General features: G+C 36.3%; 19 protein-coding genes. 15 read left to right on the top strand and 4 right to left on the bottom strand.

Annotated elements, in window-relative coordinates:
• Positions 1-32: 32 nt before the first annotated feature.
• Positions 33-1,337 (top strand): transglutaminase domain-containing protein, encoded by a 1,305-nt coding sequence (locus PL77_RS27630; protein WP_044212676.1) that lies wholly within the window; start codon positions 33-35, stop codon positions 1,335-1,337.
• Positions 1,338-1,394: 57 nt separating this feature from the next.
• Here PL77_RS27630 and PL77_RS27625 read toward each other — a convergent pair whose 3' ends face one another.
• Together PL77_RS27625 and PL77_RS27620 are read right to left on the bottom strand one after the other, a co-directional pair.
• A complete protein-coding gene (locus tag PL77_RS27625; protein WP_044212674.1) occupies positions 1,395-2,054 on the bottom strand; it encodes a response regulator transcription factor in 660 nt (219 codons plus the stop codon).
• A gap of 91 nt (positions 2,055-2,145) precedes the next feature.
• The gene (locus tag PL77_RS27620; RefSeq protein ID WP_044212671.1) at positions 2,146-2,784 is read right to left on the bottom strand and encodes a hypothetical protein; all 639 of its coding nucleotides are present in this window, start codon (positions 2,782-2,784) and stop codon (positions 2,146-2,148) included.
• Between the two features lie 284 nt (positions 2,785-3,068).
• On the opposite strand from PL77_RS27620, the gene PL77_RS27615 reads away from it, so the two are divergent.
• From PL77_RS27615 to ureG, 10 genes are all read left to right on the top strand, one after another.
• The gene (locus tag PL77_RS27615; RefSeq protein WP_044212669.1) at positions 3,069-4,400 is read left to right on the top strand and encodes a hypothetical protein; all 1,332 of its coding nucleotides are present in this window, start codon (positions 3,069-3,071) and stop codon (positions 4,398-4,400) included.
• 60 nt (positions 4,401-4,460) lie between these two features.
• A complete protein-coding gene (urtA, locus tag PL77_RS27610) occupies positions 4,461-5,714 on the top strand; it encodes an urea ABC transporter substrate-binding protein (protein ID WP_044212667.1) in 1,254 nt (417 codons plus the stop codon).
• A gap of 264 nt (positions 5,715-5,978) precedes the next feature.
• Entirely contained in the window at positions 5,979-7,589 is a 1,611-nt protein-coding gene (urtB, locus tag PL77_RS32335; protein ID WP_216595948.1) for an urea ABC transporter permease subunit UrtB, read from the top strand.
• A gap of 32 nt (positions 7,590-7,621) precedes the next feature.
• On the top strand, positions 7,622-8,734 hold the full coding sequence (gene urtC, locus PL77_RS27600; protein WP_044212664.1) for an urea ABC transporter permease subunit UrtC: 1,113 nt from the start codon (positions 7,622-7,624) through the stop codon (positions 8,732-8,734).
• 195 nt (positions 8,735-8,929) lie between these two features.
• Entirely contained in the window at positions 8,930-9,688 is a 759-nt protein-coding gene (gene urtD, locus PL77_RS27595) for an urea ABC transporter ATP-binding protein UrtD (RefSeq protein ID WP_044212661.1), read from the top strand.
• A 392-nt stretch (positions 9,689-10,080) separates the two neighbouring features.
• The gene (gene urtE, locus PL77_RS27590) at positions 10,081-10,836 is read left to right on the top strand and encodes an urea ABC transporter ATP-binding subunit UrtE (RefSeq protein WP_044212659.1); all 756 of its coding nucleotides are present in this window, start codon (positions 10,081-10,083) and stop codon (positions 10,834-10,836) included.
• A 27-nt stretch (positions 10,837-10,863) separates the two neighbouring features.
• Complete coding sequence (gene ureA, locus PL77_RS27585; protein ID WP_044212656.1) at positions 10,864-11,604, top strand: urease subunit gamma; 741 nt, start codon at positions 10,864-10,866, stop codon at positions 11,602-11,604.
• Between the two features lie 349 nt (positions 11,605-11,953).
• Entirely contained in the window at positions 11,954-13,663 is a 1,710-nt protein-coding gene (gene ureC, locus PL77_RS27580) for an urease subunit alpha (RefSeq protein WP_044212654.1), read from the top strand.
• 297 nt (positions 13,664-13,960) lie between these two features.
• Positions 13,961-14,617, top strand: a complete 657-nt coding sequence (locus PL77_RS27575) for an urease accessory protein UreF (RefSeq protein WP_044212652.1) — start codon at positions 13,961-13,963, stop codon at positions 14,615-14,617.
• 4 nt (positions 14,618-14,621) lie between these two features.
• A complete protein-coding gene (gene ureG, locus PL77_RS27570; protein ID WP_044212651.1) occupies positions 14,622-15,359 on the top strand; it encodes an urease accessory protein UreG in 738 nt (245 codons plus the stop codon).
• A 154-nt stretch (positions 15,360-15,513) separates the two neighbouring features.
• Here the strand turns inward: ureG and PL77_RS27565 are convergent, their stop codons facing one another.
• On the bottom strand, positions 15,514-16,368 hold the full coding sequence (locus tag PL77_RS27565; RefSeq protein ID WP_044212650.1) for an urease accessory protein UreD: 855 nt from the start codon (positions 16,366-16,368) through the stop codon (positions 15,514-15,516).
• Between the two features lie 121 nt (positions 16,369-16,489).
• Here PL77_RS27565 and PL77_RS27560 point away from each other — a divergent pair, with 121 nt between their 5' ends.
• Positions 16,490-18,310: a PAS domain-containing sensor histidine kinase gene (locus tag PL77_RS27560; RefSeq protein WP_044212647.1), complete on the top strand. Its 1,821-nt coding sequence runs from the start codon at positions 16,490-16,492 to the stop codon at positions 18,308-18,310.
• A 278-nt stretch (positions 18,311-18,588) separates the two neighbouring features.
• On the top strand, positions 18,589-19,821 hold the full coding sequence (locus PL77_RS27555) for an MFS transporter (protein WP_044212678.1): 1,233 nt from the start codon (positions 18,589-18,591) through the stop codon (positions 19,819-19,821).
• Between the two features lie 381 nt (positions 19,822-20,202).
• Here PL77_RS27555 and PL77_RS31940 read toward each other — a convergent pair whose 3' ends face one another.
• On the bottom strand, positions 20,203-20,343 hold the full coding sequence (locus PL77_RS31940) for a hypothetical protein (protein ID WP_156152576.1): 141 nt from the start codon (positions 20,341-20,343) through the stop codon (positions 20,203-20,205).
• 41 nt (positions 20,344-20,384) lie between these two features.
• Here PL77_RS31940 and PL77_RS27550 point away from each other — a divergent pair, with 41 nt between their 5' ends.
• Positions 20,385-22,445, top strand: a complete 2,061-nt coding sequence (locus PL77_RS27550) for a sugar-binding protein (RefSeq protein ID WP_172665961.1) — start codon at positions 20,385-20,387, stop codon at positions 22,443-22,445.
• A gap of 229 nt (positions 22,446-22,674) precedes the next feature.
• Entirely contained in the window at positions 22,675-25,695 is a 3,021-nt protein-coding gene (locus PL77_RS27545) for a CHAT domain-containing protein (RefSeq protein ID WP_082026764.1), read from the top strand.
• Positions 25,696-25,868 lie beyond the last annotated feature (173 nt).

The raw sequence follows: 25,868 nt of genomic DNA, 5'->3' as shown, positions 1-25,868 counted from the left end.
TGCAGTCCGTTTTGATGGGGTAACTATAAAAGGTGTTTTTTGATGAGCTCTCTTATGAAGATTTTGATCAAGCACTTACCGCTTTTCGGCATATTACAGATAGTATTGAATTGTATCCCCAAAAAATCAATGTTCAAGATCTTGGAGAGGTAAGTGTTGATTATTTGAGAGAAAATATCGATTTAGCTTTTAAATCTTGGGAACGCTTTCCTTGGTCAAAAAGCTATAATTTTGAGACTTTTTGTGAATATATTCTTCCTTATAGAAGTGCTGTTGAACCAATACAGAATTGGAGAAGAGAGTATTTACTACTCTATGAAACAGTCGGTTCGCAGTTATCAAAGCATGAAACTGAAGATCCAGTATATGTATGTGGAATATTACAAGATTTGTTACAAGATTTTACTTTTATAGGTAATCAAAAAAAAAGTATTATTCCACTTTTAGGCCCGATGTCATTACAATTAAGACGTCAAGGAAATTGCCCTGACTTAGCTAATTTGATGGTGTTTGCAGGAAGATCAATTGGGCTTGCAATTGCATATGATTTTACACCTCACTATGCAGCATCTTCAAACAGACACTTTTGGAATGCCGTAATTACGAATAGTGGAGAGACAATTCCTTTTAATGGTATAGAAGATAAACCTGGTATTTATGACCCCAATAATAAACGGTTGGGTAAAGTTATTCGAAAAACCTACAGTGCTAATCGATCTAGCTTAGTTTTCAAACTACCTAAGGCACAAATACCTCGTGGTTATATGCAGACCATACATTATAAAGATGTAACTTCAGAATATGTAGAGGTGGCCAACTTGAGTTATAAATTTAAACAACCAGTCAAGAATGGGATTGGGTACTTGTCTGTTTATAATTTGGCAAGGTGGCGTCCAATTGATTGGGCAGAAGTTAATAATACAGAAGCAATATTTACTGATTTAGGTGTAGATTTAGTATACCTTCCTTTTAGGTATATAAATAAGAGATGTGTTTATGAAAGGTTCCCTATACTTATTAATGAAGAAGGGAAAAAAGTAGTGTTAAGAGCAAATCAATCTCATAAAATTAGTTTTAAAATGACTCATAATATGGTTAATCAAGATCGCCTGTATGAAGAGACTAATTCACTTGATTTAGAGGAAGGTAAGCTATATAGAATGTATTATTGGGATAGAAGGTGGATTTTGATAGGAGAGAATATAGTGATTAATGGTAATTTATTTATTGATAATGTGCCAATGGGAGCTCTGTATAAAGTACAACCAATACAGCCTGATAAATTTGAAAGGATTTTTACCATTGGTAAGAGTACCCATCAAATATACTGGTATTGATCTATTCCATCTATTTTACAGTGTATTTTGAACAGAATAAGAAGCTGAAAGATTGTCTTAAACAATCCCCAACTTCTTTGCTTTTTCTATCGCTTGCTCAATAGTCTTAACACTTAACTTTCTCAAAATATTCAATCGATGTGTTTCGATCGTACGAATACTGACGGAGTGCATTTCTGAGATTTCCTTATTGTCTAGGCCTTCCATTAAGTGATTTAGAATTTGAGATTCTCTTTTGGAAAGACTGATTGTATTTTGAGTTTTAATGGAGCTGGAAAAACTACTGAATTTATCTTCTCGGATACTTTTTACAATAATATCACTGGTGTCGCCAGAGAAATAAAACTTTCCGGCGGCTACTTTTCTAATTGCTTTTAAAAACGTCTTATTGGATTCATCCTTAAGGATATATCCACAAGCACCAACTTTCACGGCTTTCACAATATAATCTTCCCTGTCATACAAAGAGAGGAATAGAATTCGTGTCTCTTTGGATTCTGCTAATAACAACTCTGCCGCTTCTAATCCTGATTTTTTAGGCATAGAAATATCCATAATCACAACATCAATATGGTGACTTGCTACCAAAGGAATAGCTTCCTCCCCGTTACTAGCTTCAGCTACAACTTCTAAGTCTTCTTCTTTGTTGACGAGTTGTTTTACACCATTTCTAAAAATTTCATGGTCATCCACTAATAATATTCTATGCTTTAACATGAGTCGGTTTTGATCAGTTTTGTATGAAAGGTAACACAAAAAATATTCTTCAAAGGTAAAAAAATGAAGTATGCCATAAAAACTACATGACTTATAATCCTAAAAATACCATTCCAGCACCACACATCATAATGGTAAATCCTCCAATGAAATGACTATACCTTTCCAATTTATGCCAATGTACTAGTGAAATCCCCTTCGATAATGTGTAAACGCTTGTAAGCATTGTGCCTATAGTTGCTGTAGCAAAAACTAAGGTGACGGCGATTAATAAATAAAGGTTGAGTTGAGCAGCAGGGTACATTAATAAAGGTATTAAAGGTTCACAAGGACCAAAGGCAAATATGATGAAGATAACCCAAAAGGAGAGAGACTTTTTTGTGTTAACATGAGAATGAGGTTTATTTTGGATCGCTGAATAAATTCCATAGAGAGCATAAAAAGCTCCTGCGATCAATAGAAACCAAGATGCAATGGAACCCCTTTGCCCTTCAATGATTTCAAGGTTTGAAACACTCCATCCTAATGCAACGCCTAAGAGTCCTAAAACAATTGATCCCACAACATGACCTATTCCACATATTGCCACTACATTTAATGTTTTAGTTGTACTCCAATTTTTTGCTTTGGCAAGTGCAACAAATGGCATATAGTGGTCTGGCCCTGAAAGAGTGTGAATGATTCCTATACTCAAAGCGGAAAATAATAGAGGGAGGCTTTCTGTTAGCATACTTAAGTTTAATTCATCAATTACTTACGTAATTTTATTTTTGTTAGATCTTTTTATTTGAATGCTAATATAAATTAATTTATTATTTATATCGTAATTTACGTAATTATATACTGAAATATGGTTTTAATTGAAATTATTAATTGATTTAGATGTAAACTGCCATATGACAGGTTTTGAAATGTTTTTAAGTTACTATTACGTAATTTTTGCTATTAATATTGGATAAAGTGATATTGATACGTACGTTTGTTACGTAAGTAATTTAAAAGCAACAAATTATTATGAAACAAACCAACTACTTAACTTTTACTGTAACTCTCTTAACTTTCTTTTTCGTAAACTACAGTGCAAGTGCACAATCAAAACAATCCTCAAGCTTACGTATCAATGATGATATATCATTGCTGAAAGAAATCAATGCAGAGAAAAATGAGACCAAAAGCATCTTTGCTGGTAATGCAGAAGACAAGATTGCAAAAGAAAAAGAAGAGGAGTTTAAACCTTCTTTTTCAGTCGGTGCTATCATCCATATGTTTGCAGGAAGCCAACAAGATGGATATGCTTTTGGAGGTGATCCAGCAGGCCCAGATCCAAGTAATTGGTCCACTGACTTTACGGTCTACAGAGCAAGAATTATGGTAGGTGCTCAGTTGACCAAAAAAGGAAACTTCTTTATGGAAACTGAAATTCCTTCACCAATTAATGGTGCAACGACAGCTGGCGGAGGGAAACAAGCCGCTGTTACACCAATTATCTTGGATTGCCAATATGAGCATGTCTTCAATGATTACTTTTCAGTGATTGGTGGTCTACAATTGGTATCACACAACAGAAATGGCCTTCAGGGTGCTGCCGGTTTAATGGCCAATGATTTTACTTATTACCAATATCCTTATAACTTGTTTCCTGATAGTCCTTTACAAGGTAACTTTGGTAGAGACTTGGGGGTGAATTTTAGAGGTTTCTTCGCGAATAATAAGCTAGAATATCGTTTAGGATTTTTCTCTGGCCGAACAAGCTTTGATGGTACAAACTCATCACCGATCCGTACCGTAGGTCGTTTGGTGTACAATGTTTTTGATGAAGACAAAAACTTCTATTACTCAGGAACAAACTTAGGCAAGGGAAAAACACTTTCTATTGGTGGTGGTGTTGACGCTCAAGGCGATTACTTAGCAGCAGGTGTTGATGTATTCTTAGATATGCCTGTAGGTGATTTAGGTTCGATGACATTGAACGGAGCGTACTCTTATATTTCAGGAGGAAACAGCCCAGAAAATGAATATTCGTTTGCGACAATGATCCCAACACAAAATACTCAATTCATGGAGTTGGGATATTACTTTAAGGATCTTAAATTACAACCTTGGTTACGTTATGAGCGTCAGGGCATGAATGCTGAAAGTAATCAAATTGGAGATGCTGAGAGTATTTCAGACTTCAATAAGTACAATTCAACTACCGTATTTGGTGGGGGAGTAAACTATTGGTTTAACGGTTATAATACCAACCTTAGATTATCATATACTACAACTACAAAAACAGTAGCAGCAACAGACGAATCAAAGACCTATGGCCAAGTATGGCTTCAAGCTCAAATCTTTGTATTCTAATGCATTGCATTTATCGGAAAACATCTCATATATATCTTTTGAACAAACAATAATTTAACTATGAAACGTATCATCAACAAGCATTGTATTTTAATCTTTCTTTTAGGCCTACTTCTTAGCTGTAGCGCCAACAAAAAAGCCTCTTCTAGCTCAGAAACTGTTGCAGAAAAACAAGAAACCATTAAAGTAGGCGTATTACACTCTTTGAGTGGAACCATGGCCATTTCTGAAGTATCATTGAAAGATGTATTAATGATGGCAATAGATGAAATTAATTCCTCAGGAGGTGTGTTAGGAAAACAATTAGAGCCTGTAATTGTAGACCCGGCATCAGATTGGGATTTATTCGCCGAAAAGGCAAAAGAACTTTTAGTAAAAGATAAAGTGGATGTAACGTTTGGTTGCTGGACTTCGGTTTCTAGAAAATCAGTATTGCCTGTCTACGAAGAGTACAAAGGACTACTTTTCTACCCTGTACAATACGAAGGGCAAGAGCAATCACCAAACATCATTTATACTGGTGCAACACCAAACCAACAGTTGATTCCAGCGGCGGAATATTTGATGAGTGAAGAGGGTGGTAGCTACAAAAAGTTCTATTTATTAGGAACAGACTATGTATTCCCAAGAACAGCTAACAAAATCTTAAAAAACTTCTTATTGGACTCAGGTGTACCTGAAGAAAATATCATTGAAGAATACACACCTTTCCACCACCAAGATTACCAAACTATTGTTTCAAAAATCAAGCGTTTTGCTTCATCCGGTGATGCTTGCGTATTGAGTACCATCAATGGTGACAGTAATGTACCTTTCTATAAAGAATTTGCCAACCAAGGTTTATCAGCATCTACTTGCCCGATCATGGCCATGTCAGTTGCAGAAGATGAGTTGAGAGCAATGGATACAGAGTTCTTGGTAGGTCACTTGGCAGCATGGAATTACTACCAATCGGTAAAGACTCCGGAGAACTTTAAGTTTGTAGAAAGCTTCAAAAAATATTGTAAAGAAAATGGATTGCATGGCGGTGAATCTCGTGTAACTGACGATCCGATTCACTGGTCGTATGCAGGTATATACTTATGGAAGAAAGCAGTTGAAAAAGCAGGAACAACAGATGTGAATCAAGTGATCAAGGCTTTGTCAGGTCTTTCTATTGAAGCTCCAGGCGGATATGTAGAAATGCATCCTGATAACCATCACTTGTCGAAACCAGTACTAATTGGTGAAATCCGTGCAGATGGTCAGTTCGATATTATTTCAAGAACAGATGACCTCGTTGTACCAGAACCATTTAGCAAGTTTGCGATGTAATGACTAACAACCCTCAAAGAAGTAAGTATTCGATATTTTAAATAGTTCTTATAGTGGAAGATGTGGAGATCGTATTACAATGTCTAACATTCCACTCCCAAATTCTCATTACTTCTTTATTGTATTTAAAATTGAAGTGTTTAAGTGAGTAGAACTGTGGTCAATAGTTCTGGGTCATAGGTGATCGTAAAGCCTATGACCGCTCTCACTTCAATTATGTATTCAAACTCACATCCCGCATTTCTATCACTTAATATTTTTCTGATGTTAAAATCAAAACTCCTATTCCTAACGTTGATTTTAGGAACCCTCTCCTTTACTGCCTTTTCTTTTGAGGAAACAGTAGAAAATAGTGTACAAACCCTATTATCCAATAATAAGACACAATTAGATAGTGCTGTTAAGTACTTAGTAGAAACTAAAAACCCTAATACGTATGCACTCATTGGTGCTATACTTGAAAAAAGACTTTATGTAAGTAAAACGAAAGCCTACACGCTGTTTCCCGGTGTAAAATCCTACTATGAGGTGTATCCTGAATTTAAGGAAGCAGGAAGTACAGTGGTAGGTTTAAAGCCAATGAAATATGCAAGAAAATATACGTTGGCTTTTCGTTCACTCGCAAAATATACACAATTGTACACTCCTATTGCTCAAAGCAAGCTCAATGCTTACCAACGCTTTAAGCAGTCAGGTACTTTAGAGGATGTGGCCTTTCTGACAGAACAGTTGAAAACAGAAAGTGATGAAAAAGTAAAAACAGCAGGAAATGAAGCCATTTATACCATTTGGCTTTTAAGTGGAAATGAGCAGTTGGAGATGAATGCTTTGGCCCAATTGGGTGAAGGAGCATCAGATCAAATGTTAGATCCTTTGGAACAATATTTAAAGAAAAAAGAAAATGCACCACAAGATCAGTCGTACATTTTAGCAAGTGAACTGATCAGTACTATTCAAGCCCACGAAAGATTTATCAATACAGCCCAAAACCTTTTCAGCGGTATTTCTTTAGGAAGTATTTTATTGTTGGTGGCCTTAGGGCTAGGAATCATTTATGGATTGGCAGGAGTGATCAATATGAGTCACGGTGAGTTCTTAATGATTGGCGCATATACAACATACGTTATTCAGCAGTGTTTTATTTCCTATTTGCCCGCTTCATGGTTTGAAGGTTATTTCTGGGTTTCATTGCCATTATCATTTATCACGGCAGGTTTGATTGGACTTTTAATAGAAAGATTAATTATCCGTCACCTTTATAACAAACCATTGGAAAGCCTTTTGGGAACGTGGGGATTGAGTTTGATCATGATCCAGATTTGTAGAAGTATTTTCGGTGATATCACCGCTGTAAAATCACCAGAATTACTATCAGGAGGTATAGAAGTGATGGACGGTTTGATTTTGCCTTTCAATAGATTATTCATCATCGGTTTGACTGTATTTATGGGGGTGCTGACCTATATCGTTTTCTTTAAGTCAAGATTAGGGGTGAAGATCAGAGCCGTAACTCAAAACAGAAACATGAGTGCATGTCTAGGAATTTCCACGAAAAGAATTGATGCTATGACCTTTTTCTTAGGTTCAGGATTAGCAGGAATTGCGGGTTGTGCCATGACATTGATCGGTAACGTAGTGCCAAATATGGGAAAGACTTATATCGTAGATTCTTTCTTGATTGTGGTAGTAGGTGGAGTAGGAAAACTGGTAGGAATTATTGCTTCAGCAATGGGTGTAGGCGTATTGTCCAAAATCTTTGAATCCTTCTACGAAGCAGTGTACGGCAAAGTAATAATGCTTGCCATCATCATCTTCTTCTTACAGTTCAAACCTAAAGGACTCTTTCCTGATAAAGGAAGATTGTCTGAAGATTAACTGACGAACAACTACATAAAGAAATTGAAATCATGAAAACATTAATTCAGAAAAAATATCATTTAGTCTTCATAGGCTTGTTTCTAATACTTATGCCCTTGGGCAATCTCTTAGGATTTGTTGAAACGAATACCATGACCTTGTGGGGTCGCTATTTTTGTTTTGCCATAGCCGCCATTGGAATCGACTTGATCTGGGGATATACGGGGGTGCTAAGTATGACGCAAGCCTTCTTTTTTTGCTTGGGTGCTTACGGAATCGGTATGTACATGACCCTTTCCAATTTACCCGATGGACATCAATTGCCGGCATTTATGGAATGGAATCAGGTCACTGAACTGCCCGCCTTCTGGGCTCCATTCTCTTCTTTTCCATTAGCCTTTATACTTTCATTATTAGTGCCGGCATTGTTTTCCTTAATCTTTGGATTCTTTGTCTTCAGAAGCCGTATTCAAGGGGTATATTTTGCTATCATTACTCAAGCATTAGCCTTAGCAATGTTCCTTTTATTCTCAAGAAATGAAACCATGCTTGGGGGAACCAACGGCTTGACAGACTTCAAATATTTATTAGGATTTGACCTTAGAGAAACATCCACAAAACTAGGTTTATACTTCCTCAGCTTTATCGTATTATGTTTGATTTATATCTACTCTTCTTTCCTTACAAAGTCTAAATTCGGAAAAGGTTTAGTCGCCATCAGAGACAGCGAATCAAGAATGCGTTTTACTGGTTATGGCGTATCAGCCTATAAGATTACCATTTTTATGATCGGGTCAGTGATCGCTGCTATTGGCGGTATGCTTTATTTACCTCAAACAGGAATCATCACACCGGGAAGAATGGATGTGCAGGCTTCCATCGAAATGATCGTATGGGTAGCCTTGGGTGGACGAAGTAACTTGAAAGGAGCCGTGTTAGGAGCCATCGTTGTCAATTTATTGTACAGTATTTTTACCTCCATTTTACCAGGAGGATGGTTGTATGTTTTAGGAGGCTTGTTCGTGATCACCGTACTGTATTTGGACAAAGGAATGATTGGCTTATTCCAGCAAATTCAAGATTATATAAAGACGTTTTTTGCTTCTAATAAAAACAAAAATGAAGAAGAAATGGAGAATGAAGTAATAAATGTTTCAGCCTAAGCCCTTGAAGGAAATGTGTTGCGTGCACCATAGTTAAAACTATGGGCAGGTGATACCCCAACCTAATCAAGACTGAAGTCTTGAAGGTTCAAAACGGAAACATCACTTTAGTGTTGTTGGAGTCAGTATTCCTTGCCCATGACTTCAGTCATGGTGTGCGGTATTTTTATCAAGTACTTAACTAAATAAAAAACGATGTTATCAGTAAAAAACTTAAGCGTGGCTTTTGGAGGAGTACAGGCTTTGAAATTGGATCAGTTTGATTTAAAAGAAAACGAATTGAGAGTAGTGATCGGTCCTAATGGAGCAGGAAAATCTACTTTTATGGATATAATTTGTGGAAAGACAAAACCGGATGAAGGGTCAATCCTATTCAAAGGAGAGGAATTGATTGGTAGGAGCGAAGTGAAAATTACTGAAATGGGAGTGGGGAGAAAGTTTCAGAAACCAACAGTCTTTACAGGCTTGTCAGTTTTTGATAATATGCTTTTAGGGTTGAAAGTCAAAAAGGATATCATCTCCACTTTCTTTTACAAAACAAAAAAAGAACACTTAGACAAAATCCATGAAATTGCCTTAAAGGTAGGTTTGCAGGATGACTTAGATAAAATAGCAGGTTCTTTATCGCATGGTAAAAAGCAGTGGCTGGAAATAGCGATTGTCTTATTACAAGATCCAGAATTGATGTTGATCGATGAACCTGCCGCTGGAATGTCAGATTCCGAAGCTGAAAAAACAGGTAACCTGTTGTGTGAATTGAGCAACTCCCATAGTGTCATTGTCATTGAGCATGATATGAAATTTGTAGAGCAAATCGCCATTGATCAAGTAAGTGTTTTGGTAAGAGGTTCGATTCTGACACAAGGGACTTTTCAAGAAGTCAAAAATGATCAACAGGTTATTGATTGCTATTTGGGAGCACCTGATTCGGCGCAGGCTCAACGTTCTGCTTAAACTTAATAATGGTGCCTAGAAATCAGGAGATTTCTTTTGATCAATAGGACACGAATGACGCTAACGCTTAACATTCGCGCCAGTGAATTTTCTACCCTTTTAGTTTGGTAGTACTTTCATTGGCCTTGAAGGGAAAAGCGTTAAGAATTTCATGAAATGAGCCGTTAAAAATGATTTTGCTGTTTGAGCGCAGCGAGTTTAAAATCATTTAGGCGAAAGGAATGGAATTTAGCTTTTGACTTCAAAGCCTTGAATTTTTGCTTCGTTTTGTTTCAAGACAAAATGAAGAAGAAAGAAGTTTGGAAGTAGAATGTCAAAAATTTAGGTGCCTCACAATTGAAAGTATTGACCACTATCTTTCTAATAAAATACTCACTTAATCTCGAAATAAAATGGAACTCGTAGCCACAGAAAATAAAATCACTTCCTCTTGGAATGAACTTGAAACACATTTAAAAGTAAGTGCCTTGGAAACCTCTTATGGAGAAAGCCAAGTGCTTTGGGGAACAGAATTAGAAGCCAAAAAAGGAAAAGTAACCACCATCATGGGGAGAAATGGAGTAGGAAAAACCACGACTCTAAAAACCATTATGGGATTGCTTAATGTTCAAAGTGGAGCCATAGAATTTGAAGGGAAAGACATTTCAAAACTACCTTCACACAAAAGAGCAAAGGCAGGAATTGGCTATGTGCCTCAAGGAAGAGAAATCATTCCGAAATTAACTGTTTATGAAAACCTCTTGATTGGTTTGGATGCGTGTACAGATAGAAAAGCGAAAATTCCAGAGGATGAAATCTATGAGTTATTTCCCATTTTAAAAGACTTTAGAAACCGCCCGGGAGGAAACTTAAGTGGTGGGCAACAACAGCAGTTAGCTATTGCGAGAGCATTATGCGGAAGACCAAGTATGTTGCTTTTGGATGAACCCACAGAAGGAATTCAGCCTTCAATCACCCAAGATATAGGAGATATTCTGAAAAAACTTGCATTGGAAAAAGGAATTTCTGTAGTTTTAGTAGAGCAAAAACTAGATTTCGCATTACGAATTTCTGACTACTTCTATATTATGGATAGAGGTAAGGTCATTGAACAAATGGAAGCAAGTACTATTGACGCCGATAGAATTCGTAAGCACTTATCAGTTTAGATATTTAAAAAAGCTAAAACAACTAACATGCATCTAAGTCCGAAAGAAATAGACAAATTGATGTTACACAATGCTGGTGTGGTGGCACAAAAACGCTATGCAAGAGGTGTATTACTCAACTACCCTGAATCAGTCGCTCTCATCTCCACTCAACTATTGGAGTTTATCCGTGAAGGTGCTTCCGTGGCAGAATTAATGGATAGAGGAAAGAAAATACTAGGCATTGATGATGTAATGCCCGGTGTGGAAAAAATGCTCCATGAAGTACAAATTGAAGGTACTTTTATGGACGGCACCAAGCTCGTTACAGTGCATTCACCTATTTGTGACGAAAACCTTGACAACGACTGGGCTTTATACGGTTCTGGTCTGACAAAATCGAAAACAAAAATTGAGATGGATAATGTATCCAATCCTTTACCGGGTAAAAAGGAATTAGGAGAAGGAGTCATTATTCTTAATGAGAACAGAAAAACCATCACGCTAGACGTAACTAATATGGGGGATCGCCCCGTACAGGTAGGCTCTCATTATAACTTTATTGATGCTAATATTCAATTGTCCTTTGATCGAATGGCCTCACTAGGTTACCGACTCAATATTCCTGCAGGAACCGCAATCCGTTTTGAACCAGGAGAAAATAAAAAAGTGGAGTTGGTAGAGATTGCCGGTCAAAAGATCATTTACGGAGGAAACAACATCGTAAACGGTCCTGTAGATCAGGTAACGGAAGAGGAAATAAAAGAAAGGCTAGCGAATACAGTTTAAGTATTCAATTGATTTTTAATGCTCTAACTTTTTAGGTGATTACCCTTTGGGTTAGGTAGTTTTTTAAGTGGCCTTGAAGGGAAAAGCGTTAAGAATTTTATGCAATGAGCCGTTAAAAATGATTTTCTTGTTTGAGCGCAGCGAGTTTAAAATCATTTAGGCGAATGGAATAAAATTTAGCTTTTGACTTCTAAGCCTTGAATTTTTGCTTCGTTTTGTTTCAAGACAAAATGAAGAAGAAAGTAGCTTGAAAGTAGCGCCTATAAAACCGGAATATAGTCAGAAGATGGAGTATTAAATGATATAACTCAAACACACCTTTCAATTCGATCAATTAACAAAAACGATTATGGCAAAAGAAATTAGCAGACAGGCCTATGCCGATATGTACGGCATTACCACTGGCGATAAATTATATTTAGGCGATACAAACCTTTGTATTGAAGTAGAAAAAGATTACACCGTTTATGGTGAAGAATGCAAGTTTGGAGGGGGGAAAGTATTAAGAGACGGCATGGGGCAAGCTTCAGGCTTACGCCGAGAAGATGTATTGGATATGGTGATTACCAATGCACTGATTGTAGATTACACAGGTATCATCAAAGCGGATATTGGTATAAAAGATGGTAAAATTCATGCCATTGGTAAAGCAGGAAATCCACATATTATGCCCGGTGTTCATCCAGATATGATTGTAGGAGCGAGCACCGATGTAGTCGCAGGAGAAGGGGCAATTATCACGGCAGGAGGAATTGACTCACATATTCATTATATCTGTCCGCAGCAAATTGATGAAGCATTAGCTTCGGGCGTTACCACTTTTTTAGGTGGAGGAACAGGCCCAACGACCAACTCCAATGCGACCACTTGTACACCAGGTAAATTTGCCATTCGCATGATGTTGCAAGCCACGGATGATTACCCGATGAACTTTGGTTTCTTAGGAAAAGGAAATACCTCTCACCCCGAAGCATTAGAAGAACAAATAGAAGCAGGTGCTTGCGGTTTGAAATTGCATGAAGACTGGGGTTCCACTCCAGCGGCAATTGATAACTGTCTGAGTGTAGCTGATAAAATGGACGTTCAAATCTGTATTCATACTGACACATTGAATGAAAGTGGTTTTGTGGAAGCTTCAAAAGCCGCTTTAAAAAATAGAACTATTCATACCTATCACACCGAAGGTGCAGGTGGTGGTCACGCACCAGATATCATCATGTTATGTGGTGATCCGAATGTAATTCCATCGTCAACCAATCCAACAAGACCATTTACAGTCAATACGATTGATGAGCACTTAGACATGTTGATGGTGTGTCATCATTTAGATAAAAACATTCCTGAAGACGTTGCTTTTGCAGAATCAAGAATCCGTCAGGAAACGATTGCAGCAGAAGATATTTTGCATGATATGGGGGCATTATCCATCATCGCTTCCGATTCTCAAGCTATGGGACGTGTGGGAGAAGTGATCACAAGAACGTGGCAAACGGCGGCGAAGATGAAGGAGCAAAGAGGCTTCTTGGAAGAAGATCAATCAGGAAATGATAATCACAGAGTAAAGCGCTATGTGGCAAAATATACCATCAATCCCGCCATCGCTCACGGTTTTTCACATGTGACTGGTTCGATTGAAGTTGGGAAAATGGCGGACATCGTATTATGGAAACCACAATTCTTTGGTGCAAAACCAGAGATCATCATTAAAGGTGGTGTAGTGGCACAAGCTCAAATGGGAGATCCAAATGCCTCTATCCCAACACCAGGTCCATCTTATTCAAGACCGATGTTTGGTTTTAAAGGAAAAGCTGCACCACATACTTCGGCTGTTTTTGTTTCTCAAAGTTCTATTGAAAACGTAAAAGAATACGGCATTTCAAAAGAGATCGTAGGTATTAAAAATTGTAGAAATATTGGTAAAAAGGACATGAAACTGAATAGCACACTTCCGGAAATCACAGTAGATCCAGAAAGTTATAAAGTAACTGCCGACGGAGTGCATTTATCATGTGAACCAGTAGCAAAAGTTCCTTTGGCACAACTGTACAACCTATTCTAAGAAAGCACTACTACTAGTCTAATTGAAGATCGATTAGTAAAAAATGGTTTTCAATTGAAGTACGAGCTAGTGGCATTGAAGGGAAAAGCGTTAAGAATTTTGTGTAATAAGCCGTTAAAAAATCTTCGCCTGTTTGAGCGCAGCGAGTTTTGAAGATTTTAGGTTTATGGAATAAAATTTAGCTTTTGACTTCACAGCCTAGATTTTTTTGCTTCGTTTTTTCATCAATGGAAAAAATGAAGAAGAAGGAAGAAAATAGGAGTAGCTTTCAATGCGACATCACACTTTTAAAATGGTATGAATACCGAATTATATCAAATATTACATATAGCCGATTCTGCTTTCCCAATTGGCGGTTATGCCTATTCCAATGGATTAGAATACGCCGTAAAGTCGGGGATTATTTCAGATGTAAAAGGGTTGAACCAATACCTGAAAGATTACCTTCATCAAATCATCAAGTTTGATATGGCTTTTGTAAAGGAAGCGTATGAGGCAGAAGCAGAAGAGTTACCGCATTTATGCGAAAGTTATGATGTGATGCTGTTGAATCCGGCGATTAAAAAGGCAGGGGTTGTATTGGGTAAAAACTGGAAAAGAGCCATCAAACAATTGCATGGTGAAGATGTAGCCCTTTGGCCAGTAGAAAACACCGAACCTGACTTTTTGATCATCTTCGGCTACACTTGTAAGCTGTTGGGATACTCATTGGAAAATGTATGTATCCTCTACTTGTTTATGATTGTCAGGGATCAATTGAGTGCCATCATTCGTTTGGGGACACTCGGTCCATCACAAGGACACAAAATGCAGAGCGATCTATTGAAGGAACTCGAAGAATCGTTTACTATTGATCAAATACCTTCAGTAGAACAAGCCTATAAATGCACTTACATTGTAGAAATGGCACAGCTCTCACACAAATATTTATACACAAAACTTTTTCAAAATTAAGATTATGATTTCATTCACTCCTGGTTGTTCATTACCTCACTTATTCCATCAAGAACATTACGACGGTCCTGGTTTTTTCTCCAACAGAGAGTTAAGTAAAGAAGACCGTAACTATAAAAAAAGAGCATTTACAGTTGGTATTGGAGGACCTGTAGGTACGGGTAAAACAGCCCTTTTATTACAGTTGTGCCGTAGATTAAAAGAGAAAACGAACATTGCGGTAGTAACCAATGATATTTTCACCAAAGAGGATGCAGAGTTCCTAACAAGGAATGAAGCATTGCCGGCTGATAAAATTGTAGGTGTGGAAACAGGCGGTTGCCCTCATGCGGCGATCCGTGAAGATATTTCGATTAATATGAATGCATTGGAGGATTTGATGGAGAAATTTCCAGATACAGAAATCCTTTTTGTAGAAAGTGGAGGGGACAACTTAGCGGCACACTTCAGTAAAGAATTAGTAGACTTCTCGATTTATGTGATTGATGTATCGGGTGGTGATAAAATTCCTAGAAAAGGTGGTCCGGGTATCACGCAAGCGGATTTGTTAGTCATCAACAAAATTGATATTGCTGAGTTAGTAAACGCTGATTTGAAAGTAATGGAAAGAGATGCAACGAAAATGCGTCAAAACGGACCGTTTATTTTCGCAAAAGCCTACCATGGTTATAATGTGGATAAAGTAATTGACCATATTTTCCATGCAAAAGCACATGCTTTGGAAGAAGCACATACGCACTAAATACTAAACTAGCGCAAGTCTTAAGCCGTAGGTGTGACTTGTGCTGGTATTACGAAAAAGTCTTCAGACTTTTTACAAATGTAGGTCCAAGTCACACCCGTGGCTTAAGACTTGAACCAGTATTATGATGTGTTGAATTTACTCTTAAATTGAATTATAATTTTCGATCATAAGGATTAAAATTCAATAGAGAATTATTTTTAAATATTTTGGAGAATTCATGTATAAAATCATATAATTTGTCATGATTTATACTTGATAATCGAACTAAAACTACTTCACTATTAATACGGTCAAAAGAAACCAACACTTCAGGTTCTTGAGTGATATTAGCTTGAACAGTTTGATGCGTGACCGTACTTAATTTTTCTTCCATCAATTGCACTTTCTCATTTTTCTCATCACCCACTAAGAAGATATTAATAAAATTAGTGTGCTTAAAGAAGACAGCTGGAGAAGTACATTTTTGTGTGTCAGGAGAAATCATAAACTTATCCGCAACCACTCTTTTACCTTCTTTTTTAATGTTGATTTCAGAATAAAAATGATGGAATTGGAAAACCTCGCCCGTACTCACTCTTCCAGCCTGTACCCAATCCATAAAGAACAAAACACTATTTTTACCTAATTCAAATTCAGTAAATTGCTTTAATTTTCCATTAGAATGCAATACCAACGGATCATTTAATTGATAAAACTCCGCATTTTCATGCACATTGGTTTTCTGAATCATTTTACAAAAACGCCCGTCTTCTGATTTGTAAACTCTGGCATTGGCCTGAGAAGTAAGCAGTGCTTTAGTGTCTTTGTTGGCATTGATTGTAAATTGAATATTATCTCCTTGCACCATTCCGCCTCCATAGTTGGTAGTCACCAGATGTACCGCTTTATTATGTGTTTTAGGTAATAGTATTTTTAAAGGATTTTGGTTGAAGTGGCTCGTTACTTTAGAGGTGTTTTGTATATTTTTTATTTCTATATAAGAGCCTAGTTTTAAGTTTGTTGTCATTGTTTGTAGTATTTGAAAAGAATTGAGATTTATATTCAAATTTAATGATTGAATTACACTACAAAATAGTAATTTTTTTTGTAAATAGCACTTGTAAATTTTGAAAAAATAAGGATTAATTATGCATAGAAATAATGATACTCAAACCAAGCAAACTATCCGCTATTACAACCTGATGTATGCGATTGCATTATCGGTCATAGCCATTATTTCTATCGTTAGTCAACTCTTGATTCAAAGCTATTTAGGTAATCAATTGCATGATACACATCTGATCAATTTTGCCACGAGATTACGTTCCAACTCTCAATCCTTAACCCGGCTAGCATTGCTGTTAGAAAGTGAGAGAAGCAACAAAACCCACCGCAAGGATTTTCAGAATATTTTGATGCAATTGCAGAAAACCCATGAGAGTTTACAGCATGGCAATGAGTTTTTAAATATTCCCGAAAATCATAATGTAGACATGATTGAGCTCTTCAATATTATAGAAAACCCCTATAAAGAAATGATTGACGCCGCTTGGGAAATTGTCAATATTACGGCACCTGTCAACCGTAAACCTTTAGACCGGAAAGCCTTAGAAGAGCAAATCGATCAACTTTTGATTAGTGAAAAAGCGTATTTTTTAGGAATGGAAATGATCGTTTTTGATTATGATAGAATCTCTCGTAAGAACGTTATTTTCCTCAAAAAAATCGAATTGTATCTTCTCGCATCAGTCATTATATTATTACTATTAGAAGCCTATTTTATCTTCCGACCTTTAGCAAAAAGAATACGTTTATCGTTTGAGGAACTGACTGATTCTGAGAAAAATGCTAGAGCTTTAGCAAGAGAGATTAAAGTAGCTAATAATGTATTGGAGAAGTCACATCAGAACCTTAGAGATATTAATTTTACCCTAGAAAAAGCTACGTATTTTGTGAAAATAGATACGGACGGGAACATTATTTATGCCAATGATAAATACTGTAATGTCACAAAATATGAAATGAGTGGACTGTTGGGAAGACCTTTATTTTTCAATGAGAAAACCCATAATGAAAATATCATTTATGATCATATCAAAGACCCCATAAGAAGGAATGAAGTGTGGCAAGGCGAGATTTTCGATCAAGCATCTGACGGTACGGACTTTTGGTTGGAAGTGACCTTGATGCCAATGATCGATAGCAAAGGACAGTTGTATCAATTTTTGGTGATTGGTATTGACATTACAAAGCGTAAAAAGACAGAGCAGGAATTGCACCTTTTGATGAAAGAAAAACTGGAAAATCAGAAGGAGTTGAAAAAAGTGAAACTGCAATCTATGGTAGCTGGTCAGGAAAAAGAAAGGAAAAGAGTAGCGGTAGAAATCCATGATGGTATTGGTCAGATGTTGACTTCTTTGAGAATGAAAATAGAAATGCTGGAAGAAGAACACCCCAAAATCTTTGAAGAAAACAGTGATGTGGACAGCATGATTAGAAATATTATCGGGGAGTCACGCCGTATTTGCGGAGAATTATTACCAAGTGTTTTAGAGGACTTTGGATTGAAGTCAGCTATTGAAGATTTAGTGCTTTCCATTCAGCAGAGTACCAACCTGAATATACAGTTTATTGACAATTTCGAACTGGAAAAAACATCCATTGATATTGAGATGGGCATGTTTCGTATACTTCAAGAAAGCCTTAATAATGTGATGAAACACGCTCATGCTGAAAATGTATCGGTTATTTTAGAATCGGATGCTGAGTTTATTACTATGGAAATAGTAGATGATGGAGTAGGTTTTAATTATTCCACCGCGTCTCTATTGACTTCTGATTATGATGCTAATTCTTATGGCTTAGCCAATATGAAAGAAAGAGCGGAATTATTAGGAGCAAAATGGTATTTGGAAAGCCAAGTTGGAAAAGGAACACATATCACACTAGAAGTACCCATTTTAGATTAATTATATATTGACAATTTTGTTGAGCATTGCATTAAAATACTTTACCCATACTTTCCAAAATCCTTTTGAATCAGATACTTTTGTGTGAAAATAGTAGAACTAACTACATTGTAAACTCTAAATCTTCAAATATTTATAGCCATTAGAAATCAGTAGATTTCTATTAATTTTTAAAGAAAGAATGTCGCTATCGTTTAACACCTACGTTAGAGGACTTTCTCCCTTTTTAGTTTATAATGTACTAACCAACCATCGAAATTAAATAGATGCTCAAAAAAATGACTCAACCAAAAGGTTCCTTTTGGGATATCTATAGAGGTATACCCAAGGAAATATGGATACTCTCCATTGTATCGCTGATCAATAGAATTGGAGCGATGGTAATTCCTTTTTTGTCTATTTATTTGTCCGACAGCAAAGGTTTTACCTTACATGAGATCGGGTGGATTATGACTGCTTTTGGGGTAGGTTCAGTCGTCGGATCTTGGTTAGGAGGAAAGCTAACAGACCGCATTGGTTTTTATCCTGTTATTGTATTTAGCTTATTGACATCAGGCATTGGCTTAATTATTTTAAAGGATTTAGACTCATTTATGCAGATCGCTTTGGGTTTCTTTTTAGTGATTTTGCTATCCGATATTTTAAGACCGCCTGTTTTTGTGGCTGTCAATAACTATTGTAATGAAGAAAACAGAACGAGATCGATCACATTAGTACGATTGGCAATCAACTTGGGTTTTGCATTTGGTCCTGCAACAGGAGGGATGCTGATTGCCTCATTTGGGTATGCTTCTCTTTTTTGGGTAGATGGTTTGAGCTGTATTTTGGCCATGCTCTTTTTTATTTTGACATTGAAAAAGCCAATAAATGCATTGTCAAAAGAAGAAAAAAAAGAAGAGGACTCGTCAGTGTTAAAATCGCCCTACAAAGATAAATCGTACCTTTTGTTTGTACTTTCGTTGACATTATTTGGTCTTGTTTTTATTCAATATTTCAGTACTGTACCACTTTTCTATAAAGATGTTCATGACCTCAGTGAGGCGACGATTGGTTTGATTATTTCCAGTAATGGATTTATCATTTTTCTCTTAGAAATGCCATTGATGCATTGGATTGAGAAACAGAAGAAAGCTTCCAAAATGAATGTAATGATGATTGCTGTAGGTTGTGTTATCATCAGTTATATGCTGTTGATGCTAAGCTTTGATGTGACTTTATTGGTCGTTGGAATGATCTTTTTGACGATTGGGGAAATGTTGATGTTTCCATTATCAAACACCGAAGCAATGCAAAGGTCACTGGGCAAAAATCAAGGAGATTACATGGCATTATATGCCATTTCCTTCTCAATTGCTCACCTGATTGGGCATAATTTAGGGATGCAGTCTGTTGATTTTATGGGCTTTAATCTTACTTGGGTAGCAATGTCTATTGGACTTGTCGTTTGTCTGTTTTTACTTCAACTTTATAAACAATCCGTTAAAAAGGAAAAGGAACTAGAGCTGAATTAAGCAGCTGCACATTTGAAATATCATTTAATGGGGGAGTAATTTTAATCTTTTTCAACACTACAATTGAATTGGAAAAATTAAAATTATTCCCCCCTTTTTTTATGTCAAATTATTAGCCTAACGCCATAGTTTAAAATAGTAGTTTTGATTGATCAAGTATCTTTTTAATAACTATTATTCATTGAGCGAATGACTATGATTTCAACTGTTTGACTTGAAGTGAATTATTATATGTACCGAAACAAAATTCTATTTATTGTTTTGTACTTAAAAGGAATGAAATGAAGCATAATTAAACAACAATAAAATACCGTATTGCATTAATTTTATTGAAACAGAATTTACCATTTTGTAAACTAAGTTTTCGGATATTCTTGATTTTTAGAAATCAAGAGATTTCTGATGATCTGTAGGACACGAATGATGCTCACGCTTAATATTCGTGCCATTGGACTTTCTACCTAATTCGTTTGGTAGTGCATTTACCGTTACAACACTCAAGAAGGCAGTTTGAACCGTCATCCGCTTTGTTGCACATGTCTGTGCAAAAAAACAAAAAACGTATGATGAAATACTTACACAACACTAATCTCTTTTTAATTATTTGTCTATTTTTTCTATCAAACACTATTGCTACTGCTCAAGAAAACTGTACAAAGGAAGTATTTGTAGAGCGTGATGGTTATGTGGTTTTTGAAGCAGAAAACACTACTCTCAATGACTATTGGATAGTCACAAATTCTTTTGATGAAGATGCACTTGGAGAAGGGCATATTGAGTATCAGGGGAAAAATAGCTATGGTTCCGTAGTACAGGAAAGTATTATTACTTACAAAATTCAAATCACTAATCCAGGGACTTACCGTGTGAAATGGAGATCAAGAAATGGCAAAAATGCCGCTAAGTTTGATGAGGAAAACGATAGTTGGTTGATGGTCGAAGCGGCAGAATTTTATGGTATCAAAGCAAGTACCAATAAGAAGGTGCCAAGTACGGATCACTTTATGAAAATGTGGATTCAGGACCTAAATAAATGGTCATGGAATTGCTTTGGAGAGCATGCCGGCGTAAATGGAATGAATGTTTACGCCCGTTTTGATGTTCCGGGAGTCTATGAAATCAAAGTTTCAGGTAGATCAAAATTTCATCCAATTGATCGAATAACTCTTTTCCAAGAAGGTAAAGGGAGTGTGGCTATGGCTAACGGTACGCCTGCTATGGAACTGGAATGTGAAGATGCTTCCTTCCGAGAATTTGCTTCCTCTCGTCAATACAACATCAAACAATTGGATGAAAGTATTACTGTAGACGGGGAAGTCGAAACGCTTTGGGATTATGTGGCTCAAGAGAAGGGTAATTATGAAGTCAATGAGCAAGCGATCATAGCTTCTGACCTTTCGTATACTTTCAAAATGGCATACGACATGGACAACCTCTACTTACTGGCTCATGTCACGGATGATAATGTTCAAGCAGTAGACGCCTCCTCTTCAAAAGAAAATGGAGATGCAATTGAATTATATTTTAATCGAGATGATGAGCATTTAGAAAATGGCACTTATGATGAAGGAGATTTACGCTTGCGATTATTTTATGGAGACAATAGCTACAAGGAATATGAAGGCGGGAAACAAGACATCAATTTTGATGGATTTGAATATGCTACCGTAAAAACAGCAAACGGCTATGTACTAGAAGCAAAAATTCCATGGAGGATCATTTTAGACGATGCTTCCAACTTAGAAAATTCGAAGATTGGTTTTGAATTATCCGCACTAGACCGAGATGTAAATTTAGTAGTAGAGAATGAATTGAATTGGGCCAACAATACAGGTATTAATTCAGCGAAAAATGATACCCGAAAGTTCGGTTCTATATTTTTAGAAGAATGGACTTACAACTATCCTTTTAAAACGGATTGGGAAATTATTTATGTAGACAGTGAAGATACCAAAGGCGTAGCCGAAAATGCGATTGATGACGATATGGAAACGTTCTGGCATACGGAATGGAGAGACCAAAAAGCAGACATTCCACATGAAATTCAGATTGATATGAAATCCGTATATGCCATTGAAGAGTTGCATTATTACAATCGTCAAGATGAGTTTGGACCTAATGGAGCTATCGGTGAGTATGAAATTTATTTAAGTAATTCATCATCAGATTGGGGTGATGCCGTGGCAAAAGGAACATTAAATTGGGGTAATTCTTTAGTAGAAAATTATAAGATGCTTCAGAAAATAGTGTTTGACCAACCACATGCAGGAAGGTATTTAAGAATTGTAGCATTGTCTGAAGCACAAAATAATGCAGAAATACCATTTACAGCTGCCGCTGAATTTTATATTCTAGGAGATAAAACGGATGAAGTATTAGCATTGGAAACATCTCCAACTCCGCAGCTGACTATTTATCCTAACCCTGCAAATCAATATGTATTGATTGATAGTGAATTGGAAATTTTGAACTATAAAATCTTCAATACCAAAATGCAAAAAATCCAAAGCGGAGTCTTAGAAAATTCATCAGCAATAGATCTTCAATACTTACCTTCTGGATTGTATTTTCTTTCTTTAGAAACCCACAAAGGAATCATTGTAAAGAAACTACAAAAGAAATAATCATCGATTTTTACCCACCAATATAGACTAAGGCAACCTCAATCATTTGTATCGAGGTTGCTTTTTTAAAATCGCAGTACTTTTTATATCCTTCTCTTTTTTCTATTTTAGCCTCCTCAATACCAAAACTAAAGTAAATTAGGGCTGATTATGCCAATGCTTAGGTAGAGATAAAAGCCAATAATGGTGTTAAAGTCAAACAAACTATTTAATATTACGAATTAAATCGATGAGGAATTTTTCAAAACTATTGCTGTGTACATTACTCTTGTTTTTGTGTCATCACTTTCCTGCTTGGTCTCAAGAGATCAACAATTCTAAAGCATTAAGAGCGGCCTTGCCAGCCATGAAAAAGGAGAAGAAAGAGGTAGACGCACTGAATTCAGCCTATAGAAAACAATATGGTGATGAGTGGAAGGCGAAATGGGCTGAAAAGGTAATTGAAAACATGAAAGGCAAAGACTTCTTTGTAAGAAGTGCAGCCACTGTAACTGTTTATTCTTATTTCAAACCCCAAGAAAATCAAGCAATAGACCAATTACGAAAGGAATATTTGGAAGAAGTGAAAGGCTTTATTTTTGGTTTTGAGATGGATGAAAAAGAAAGTTTTGAAGAGATGGAAGAGCTCTTTGAAATTATAGACACCTACCTTGTCATTCAGACCCAAGCGAACCCAATGTTAATGCCGCTTCAGAAACTAGCCGATAAGTTTTTCTATGTCAAACCTTATTTAGCTCGATTGGATGTACTTTATAAAAATGCGAGTGCAGAAGAAAAAGAAGAGTATGAGGATTTTTATAATGACGTGCAGCGTTTCTGGAAAAATGCAAAAGCGCAATCTTTAAACTTCTCTAGAATCATAAGAGAAGAGCTTTCTAAAAAGACAATGGATTATCAAGCTATATTTGGTTTGGTCAATAAAATGTATAGCTCCAATCAATATTATCTAGGTGCTAAGCTCACTCAAAAAGCGGTGGAGCAATTGGAGGCAACGAACAATACAAGTCATTATTTCTATCAAAGTTTTTTGATGAGTTTAGGGAATTTCTATTCTCTTCAGGAAAACTATGAGAAGATGCTTGAAGTGCAATTAAAGCAAGAAAAACTAGGGCTATTGAGTCATGAAACGACTCTGATCTATTCTTATTTACAACTCAAGGATTACGAGAAGTCATTAGAACTTGCTGAGGCTTATTTGAGTAAAATTGATCCTACCAATCCATTTTATTTTGGTATCATCAACTGTAAAATTTCATGTCTTTTTGGATTAGAACGATATGATGAGGCTTATGATGCAAGTATGGAAATGATGACTGCATCTGAGGAACAAGGAAAGGATGTTAATTCCGGTTCTTACTTTACGTTAGGAGAGATTTGTAAACGTAAGGAGGATCCTGAGCAAGCAGAAGATTATTTCTTTGACGCTTTTGAAAAGTCAAAAGTAGAAATTGGAAGATTACCGGACATGGGAGATATGGACAACACTGCCATGCTGACAATGAAGCTCTACAATTTCTATTACTATATGATGTATGTAGGTGAGTTGATGACTGAAGGAAAAGCGGATAAAATTGATTTAAATAAGATTTTTGAGGAGTATGATAGCTTTGATTACATAATCAGAAATATCTTGCTGAACCCATCAAAACTAGGCAAAAAAGAGATCATCAATATATCGGAACAGTGCGGAGATATTATGTATCAATTGGCTGCAAATGTAGATCGAAAAGAAGCAAAACAGTTGGCTTATAATTATACTCTTCTGTCGAAAGAAATTGATTTGTCGTCCGTAATTGCCATCAGAAAGTATGCCGCAGATAGTAAAAATAAAGATTACAAAGGTCTCTTTGAAGAATGGATGAAAGTCAGAAAAGAAATCTTATTTCATGAAGAAGGTTTGGACATTGATAGTTTGAAAGATATCAGCTTCGGTTTACATAAAGAGTTAGCGATCAAAACGAAGGAACAAGTATTTTCTGAAATGGAAAAAAATACTGTGGAATGGAAACAGGTGCAAGCAGCTTTGAAGGATAATCAAATTGCTGTTGAATATGTTTTTTATGCTCCTGATAGTTATGCGGCATTGGTATTGAAAAAGGACATGGATTCTCCAGTGATCATTCCATTATGTAAAGAAAAAGAGCTCAAAAAGTGGTTGGAACCGGAGCAACGTATGAGTGAAATCAATGGTATTGACTATGTTTATAATCAAAATGGCAAGCAAATTTTATCACTTATTGTTGACCCATTACGACCATATTTATCAGATGTAAAGACCATTTTCTATGCACCATCTGGTATTTTACATGGTATTTCATTGGAGGCTTTGAAACTATCCTCTGACGAAACTGCAAAGCGACTAGGAAAGGAATTCAGACTGAAGCGAGTAAGTAAAACTTCTCTTTTGGCACAACAAACAAAGCTTTCTCCTCGCAAAGCTACCATTTTTGGAGGTATGAATTATGATGATCAGGCATTGCAGGAGCAATCGGAGTCGGGAGGAGAAAGAGGTTTGAAAGTCAAAAACAAGAAGAAGAAAAGTTCTGCCCCTTCTGCTCCACAAGAGAATCAAATACAAATGGTAGGAGGTACTTTTAATTATTTGAGAGGAACGCTGAAAGAGGTTGACTTGATTAATGAAGAACTTACTTCTTCTTCGGTGGAAGTAGATTTATATACAGGAAATTCTGCAACGGAAGATCAATTTATTGAATATTGTAAGGCACCCACTGATATTCTTCATATCGCCTCTCACGCTTATTTCTCTCCTTATATCAAAAAAGAAAAAATAGCAGAAGGCTCATTTAAAGGAGCTAAAAAAATATATTCTGATCCCGATCCAATGAACAGAGCTGGAATTGTATTTTCAGGAGCCAATTACTTCTGGGAAACAGGACAGAATTTTGAAGACAAAAGTGACGGTATTTTGATGGCAAGTGAACTATCCAACTATGATTTAAGAAAAACAAACTTGGCCATTGTTTCAGCGTGTCAGTCAGGTATTGGTCAAAGTACAAGGTCTGAGGGTGTTTATGGTTTCCAAAGGGCTTTTAAATTAGCTGGAATTGAGCATCAAATCATCAGTTTATGGACAGTAGATGATGCCGCCACACAAAAATTTATGACACTTTTCTATAAGTATTATGTAGAACTTTCTGATATAGATTTAGCTGTTGTAAAAGCAAAAGAAGAACTACAGCAAGAGTACGAGCACCCTTATTATTGGGCTGCATTTGTACATGTGCAATAGTAAGCAATGAATCTATTAAAATAGAAATTAGAAAATAATGAGCCTTTGGTGAAAGTAATATAACCAAAGGCTTATTTTTTATGTATTATAAATTAATATTTTTGATAGTAAGTATATTGTAAACTAAATTTCCGTTAAATTTCACCCCCTCTTTCTACAAGAATTTATAGGGA

Origin of the sequence: Flammeovirga sp. OC4, from assembly GCF_000812565.1 — a bacterium.
Taxonomy (GTDB): domain Bacteria; phylum Bacteroidota; class Bacteroidia; order Cytophagales; family Flammeovirgaceae; genus Flammeovirga.
This window is presented reverse-complemented; position numbering and strand designations above follow the sequence as displayed.